General features: G+C 72.2%; 8 protein-coding genes. 5 read left to right on the plus strand and 3 right to left on the minus strand.

Annotated features, from left to right (window positions below; all coding sequences use genetic code 11):
• Positions 1 to 96: 96 nt before the first annotated feature.
• Complete coding sequence (locus tag AC2CJA_RS24000; RefSeq protein ID WP_484604768.1) at positions 97 to 333, minus strand: GntR family transcriptional regulator; 237 nt, start codon at positions 331 to 333, stop codon at positions 97 to 99.
• A gap of 154 nt (positions 334 to 487) precedes the next feature.
• Between AC2CJA_RS24000 and AC2CJA_RS24005 the strand changes: the two genes are divergently transcribed.
• The 5 genes from AC2CJA_RS24005 to AC2CJA_RS24025 all read left to right on the plus strand — a co-directional run bounded on the left by AC2CJA_RS24005 (position 488) and on the right by AC2CJA_RS24025 (position 3,817).
• Complete coding sequence (locus AC2CJA_RS24005) at positions 488 to 871, plus strand: hypothetical protein (protein ID WP_484604769.1); 384 nt, start codon at positions 488 to 490, stop codon at positions 869 to 871.
• Complete coding sequence (locus tag AC2CJA_RS24010; RefSeq protein WP_484604770.1) at positions 868 to 1,359, plus strand: hypothetical protein; 492 nt, start codon at positions 868 to 870, stop codon at positions 1,357 to 1,359. The genes AC2CJA_RS24005 and AC2CJA_RS24010 overlap by 4 nt, the downstream gene beginning before the upstream one ends.
• A gap of 252 nt (positions 1,360 to 1,611) precedes the next feature.
• Positions 1,612 to 2,754, plus strand: coding sequence for an AAA family ATPase (locus tag AC2CJA_RS24015; RefSeq protein ID WP_484604771.1), 1,143 nt, complete (start codon positions 1,612 to 1,614; stop codon positions 2,752 to 2,754).
• A complete protein-coding gene (locus AC2CJA_RS24020; RefSeq protein WP_484604772.1) occupies positions 2,751 to 3,422 on the plus strand; it encodes a DUF4276 family protein in 672 nt (223 codons plus the stop codon). The genes AC2CJA_RS24015 and AC2CJA_RS24020 overlap by 4 nt, the downstream gene beginning before the upstream one ends.
• Before the next feature lie 155 nt (positions 3,423 to 3,577).
• On the plus strand, positions 3,578 to 3,817 hold the full coding sequence (locus tag AC2CJA_RS24025) for a hypothetical protein (protein ID WP_484604773.1): 240 nt from the start codon (positions 3,578 to 3,580) through the stop codon (positions 3,815 to 3,817).
• 89 nt (positions 3,818 to 3,906) lie between these two features.
• On the opposite strand, the gene AC2CJA_RS24030 is transcribed toward AC2CJA_RS24025, so the two are convergent.
• Positions 3,907 to 4,341: a VOC family protein gene (locus tag AC2CJA_RS24030; RefSeq protein ID WP_484604774.1), complete on the minus strand. Its 435-nt coding sequence runs from the start codon at positions 4,339 to 4,341 to the stop codon at positions 3,907 to 3,909.
• A 119-nt stretch (positions 4,342 to 4,460) separates the two neighbouring features.
• A complete protein-coding gene (locus AC2CJA_RS24035) occupies positions 4,461 to 4,961 on the minus strand; it encodes a Uma2 family endonuclease (RefSeq protein WP_484604775.1) in 501 nt (166 codons plus the stop codon).
• Positions 4,962 to 5,040 lie beyond the last annotated feature (79 nt).

Raw genomic sequence — 5,040 nt, forward strand, 5'->3', positions numbered from 1 at the left:
CCGCCGCCCCCCCCCCCCCGCCCGCCCCCCCCCCCCCCCCCCCCCCCCCCCCCCCCCCCCCCCCCCCCCCCCCCCCCCCGCCGCTCGTCTACGGACCTATTCCTCGGGCTCGGCCACGAAGCTGCCGAGTCCCGGCACGGTGTACGTGGCGCCCTCCGCCCGCAGCCGGGTGAGCACCTTCTGCGCGGTGGCCTGTGCGATGCCGAACTCTGCCTGCAACTGGATCACCGAGGGCACGCGGGTGCGCGGCGGGTAGGTGCCGTCGGCGATCCGCTGCCGGATCACGTCGGCCACCTGCATCCACCGGGGCACGTCGGAGGCGAAGTCGATCACGGAGCCACATTGACACTCACTGCACATCAGTGCGAGCTATGGAGTCGTATGGTACACCTAGCATGCTAGGAATATGCTCGGTCATACGAAGGACCCCCGCGACCGACGCAACCGGTCCGGGGGCGTGGCCACCAACTACACAGGAGTTGATGACGTGCGCGACCTTATCGCGCGTGCCCTCGGACGGGCACGCCGTCCCGTCCTCGTGCTGCTGCTCGCCCGGCTGCTTCCGGCCGGCGGCCGGCACCGCAGGACCCCCATCCCGGCCCCAGCCCCGGCGCCCCTGCGCCGGACGGGCTCCGCCCGGCCCGCGCCGACCGGCGCGAGGGCCGTCGCCCGGATCCCGGCGCCGCGTTCGCCGTACAGCCGCGAGCAGGCCCGGCCGCCGGCCGGGGAGGACTCGACGCTGGTGCGGCCGTACTGGGCGGCCCACGAGCGGGCGGCGCGGCGACGGCGGCGGGTGCTGTGGCTGGCGACGATGGGACTGGACCTGGACACCCGGAACATCCACGCGACGGCCGGGGGCGCCCGGTGGTGAGTGAGGCGGAGTACCGCTCCCCGTCCTGCGTGATCGGCCGGCACGGGCACTGCGCCGACGGCGAACCGCGCGACAGCGGTGTCCCCGGCGTCCGCCATCTGGTGTGCGCCTGCCCGTGCCATCCCGCGCCGGAGGCGCGCGGGCCCGCCGCCGCGCCGCCCTCCGGCGCCGGGCACTGGTACCGGCTGTGCTGGACCGTACGGCCGGAACAGGACCCGCACCGGCTCCTACCGCGCGTGATGCACGGCGTACTGCTCGGGCAGGACGTGCCCGCGATACTGCGCGGGATGCGCGGCTGCCTGGCCCCGCCGGCGTTCCACGACCCGGCCCGTGTCCGGGCCGAGGCGGACACCGGGCGCGGCTGGACGTACGAGACCGCCGCCCTCACCATCCACGCCCGCCGTATCGCCGAACCGGCCCGACCCGCCGAACTCGCCGACCACACGGCCCTGTTCGGCTGCCCGGACCGGAGGGGGTGCCGGGCGTGACGTCCAGCCGCACGCGCCGCGGGCGGCTGGAGTCGTGCACCTGGACCACCCTCCTGGTGGCCGTCTCCACCGTGGCCGTGGTCCTCCTCGCCCAGGCCGCCCACCGCGGCTGACCCGCACACCCCCGCGCACACCGCGCCGGGGGGGGGGGGGGGGGGGGCCCCCCCCCCCCCCCCCCCCCCCCCCCCGGAGCGGGAGGCGAGGACGCATGTCCGAGCCGTCGGAGCAGTCGTACGCCGATAGATTGAGCACATGTCACGCAGGGTCGAGAGCATCGCCGTCACCGGTTACAAGTCGATCAGGGCGACCGAACTGACCCTGGGACCGATCACCGTCCTTGTCGGCCCCAACGGCGCGGGCAAGAGCAACTTCATCGACGCGGTCGAACTGCTCGGACGCATCGCCGACGGGGACCTGCGGATGGAGGTCGGCCTGCGCGGCGGGGCGGAGGCCATGCTGCACGACGGCGCGAAAGGGACCGCCGCACGCATCGAGCTGCGAGTGAAGGCGAAGGACGGGCACCTGGGCAACGCCTACGAGGCGGTTCTGGTGCCTGCCGCCCAAGGGGAACTGGTCTTCGAACGCGAGGTGGTGGAGTTCCACGACTCCATCAGCCACGAACAGCCGTGGAGAGAGGAGATCGGCAGAGGCAACCGGGAGTCCCGGCTGCCGGAGGCGGCCGGGTCGGGGCCGCACGGAGTCGGGGGAGTCGCCCGGCACACGCTCTCGATACTGCGCGGCTGCCGCGTCTACCACTTCCACGACACGACCCGCAACGCGCCGGTGAAGCAGGCGGGTTACGCTTCCGACTCGGAGGCCCTGCATCCGGACGCCGGCAACCTCGCGGCCTTCCTCACGAGGCTGAGGGAGGAGCACTCGGCGGAGTATCGGAAGATCGTGCGCACGGTTCGTTCCGTCGCGCCGTTCTTCCGTGACTTCGTGCTCGCCGAGGACTCCGGCGGACGGGTGCGCCTGCGGTGGAAGCAGTTCGGCTCCGACACCGTCCTCCCGGCGGAGGCCCTGTCCGACGGCACCCTGCGGTTCGTCTGCCTGACCACGCTCCTGCTCCAGCCGCGGCCCCCGGCGCTGCTGGTCCTGGACGAACCGGAACTCGGCCTGCACCCCGCCGCGATCAGAGTCCTGGCGGAATCGCTCCGGACGGCCTCGGTGCGCAGCCAAGTCCTCCTGGCCACCCAGTCCGTCACGCTGCTCGACGAGTTCACGCTCGACGAACTCGTCGTCGCCGAGCGCACCGACAGTGCGACGGAACTGCGGCGCCCGGACCCGGAGGAACTGGCCGCCTGGCTCGACGACTACTCGCTCGGCGACCTCTGGTTGAAGAACCTCCTGGGCGGGCGCCCCAGGCCCGAGCGGAAGCGGGAGCGGCAGGGGTGACCGGAGTGCGGCAGGTCTGCGCGCTGGTGGAGGGGCAGACGGAGGAGAACGTCGTCGCGAGGCTCCTCCAGCCCGAACTGAGCGAGCGCGGTGTGTGGCTCACCCCGGTGGTGCTCAAGACGCGCCGTACGGCCGGGCAGCCGCACAACCGCGGTGGGGTGAGCACGTGGTCGAGGATCGAGCGGGACATCCGGGCGCTGCTGCGGAACTCGGCTGTCGACACGGTGACCACCCTGCTCGACTTCTACGGATTGCCCTCCGACACCCCCGGACGCTCGGACATGCCCACCGGGGATGCGTACGCGCGGGTGGCGCATGTGGAGGAGGCCATGGCACGGAGTATCGGTGATGCCCGATTCCTGCCGTTCCTCGTTCCGCACGAGACGGAGGCATGGGTGCTCGCGGCGGCCCGCGAGCTCGCGGAGCTGCTCGAATCACCGAAGCTGGGAGACAAACTGGCGGCACAGGTCGAGGTCGCGGGCGGTCCCGAACTCGTCAACGACGGTCCCGACACGGCTCCGTCGAAGCGGATCCTCAAGGCGTGCCCGGAGTACCACAAGGTCGTGGACGGCCCCGACGCGATCGAACTCCTCGGCCTGGACGCGCTGCGTGCCGCCTGCCCGCACCTCGACGCCTGGCTGAAGCGGCTCGAATCGGATGGCTCCTGAGCGTTGTCCTGCACGAGGGGACGCACCTCGCCGGACCCTGGTGGACCGGAGCGGTACGGCGGCTTGGGCCGGACTCCACCCGGCCCTCACGCTGGGCGGGATCCGGGACGACAGTCCGCCCAAGGTGAAGGCCGCGTCTGTGCGACCGTTTACTTATGGATTCCCAAGCCCGTCCTCATCCGGCCGCCCACGCCGGGGAGTTCACCATGCCGCGCCGTTCCGTCCTGTCCGCGACCACCCTCGCAGCCGTCCTGCTCACGGCCGGCTGCGGCGGTGGCGAGAGTCTGAACGGTGCGGAGGATCCCGTCCCCACGGCCGAGGAGTCCGCGAGCGTCTCCGGCCCCGATGCACCATCGCCGTCCCCGAAGGCGGCGGCCGGGCGGGGTTCCGGGTGAAGGCCGACGGGAACCGGATCGTCGTCGACGTCGCACACGGGCAGGCGAACCCGCCGGGCTGACACCGGCCGGGAAGCCGGGGAGGGCGGTCAGTCGAGGCAGAACTCGTTGCCCTCGATGTCCCGCATCGTGATGCACGACTCGTTGACGCCATCGGCGCGCTGCGTCAGCACGTGCTTCGCACCGAGAGCCATCAGCCGTGCGCACTCGGCCTCGAGCGCGGCCAGGCGCTCGTCACCCACGAGCCCGGCGCCGACCCGCACGTCGAGGTGCGCCCGGTTCTTGGCGGTCTTGCCCTCGGGGACGCGCTGGAAGAACAGCCGCGGGCCCGCACCGGAGGGATCGACGCAGGCGAACCATGAGCCCCGCTCCCCGGGCGGCAGCGAGCCGCTGTAGTCGTCCCAGGTGGCGAACCCCTCCGGGGGCGGCGGTACGACGTACCCCAGCACCTCGCACCAGAAGCGGGCGAGGCGCTCGGGTTCCGCGCAGTCGAAAGTGACCTGGAGCTGTCTGACCGATGCCATCGGGTCACCGTAAGCGAGGTGATTCCTTCGCTCAATCCCATTTGTGAGCACGGCCGTTGGCGGGAGGGAGCCCTTCGCGGCCGGCGCCGTCCGCGATCGGGGCGGCGTCGGCGCGGGGGTCACTCCGGGCGGAGGACCGAGGTGTCGAGCTCCAGGCCGAACGGTTCGGGGAGCGTGAACCTCTCGCCGAACAGCACGCGGTGCTCAACCCGGTAGCGGCCGGAGCCGTCCGGCTCGGCGAACACCGTCGCGCTCCCCTCCCCGTCCAGCGGGTCCACCAGCAGGTAGAGCGGTACGCGCGACCGGCCGTAGCCCTGCGCCTTGTTCTTGCGGTCGCGCAGGACCGTGGACATCGAGGTGATCTCACCGACGAGCAGCACGTCCTCGGCGGCGACCTGCCACTCCCGGGCGTCGCGCAGCACGGCCGACTCGCAGATCAGCAGATCGGGGACGTAGCGCTCACCGGTCGCCGGGAGGGCGACGGTGGTGGTGTTGGTGACGGACCAGCCGCGTTCCCTGGAGTGATGGGCGAGAAGGTAGTGCAGCTCGCTGTAGATCCAGTTGTGGTAGTTCGTGGGCGTCGGTGAGTTGACTTCCTCCCCCTCCTGAAGGAGGGGGATTCCTACGGCTCGCGCCGTGGGGTTTTCTGCTTCATCACCGACTGCCCGCCCGGAGTGCTCCGTTGAGGTCTTACACCAG

This window comes from Streptomyces sp. ATLC9, from assembly GCF_057196705.1.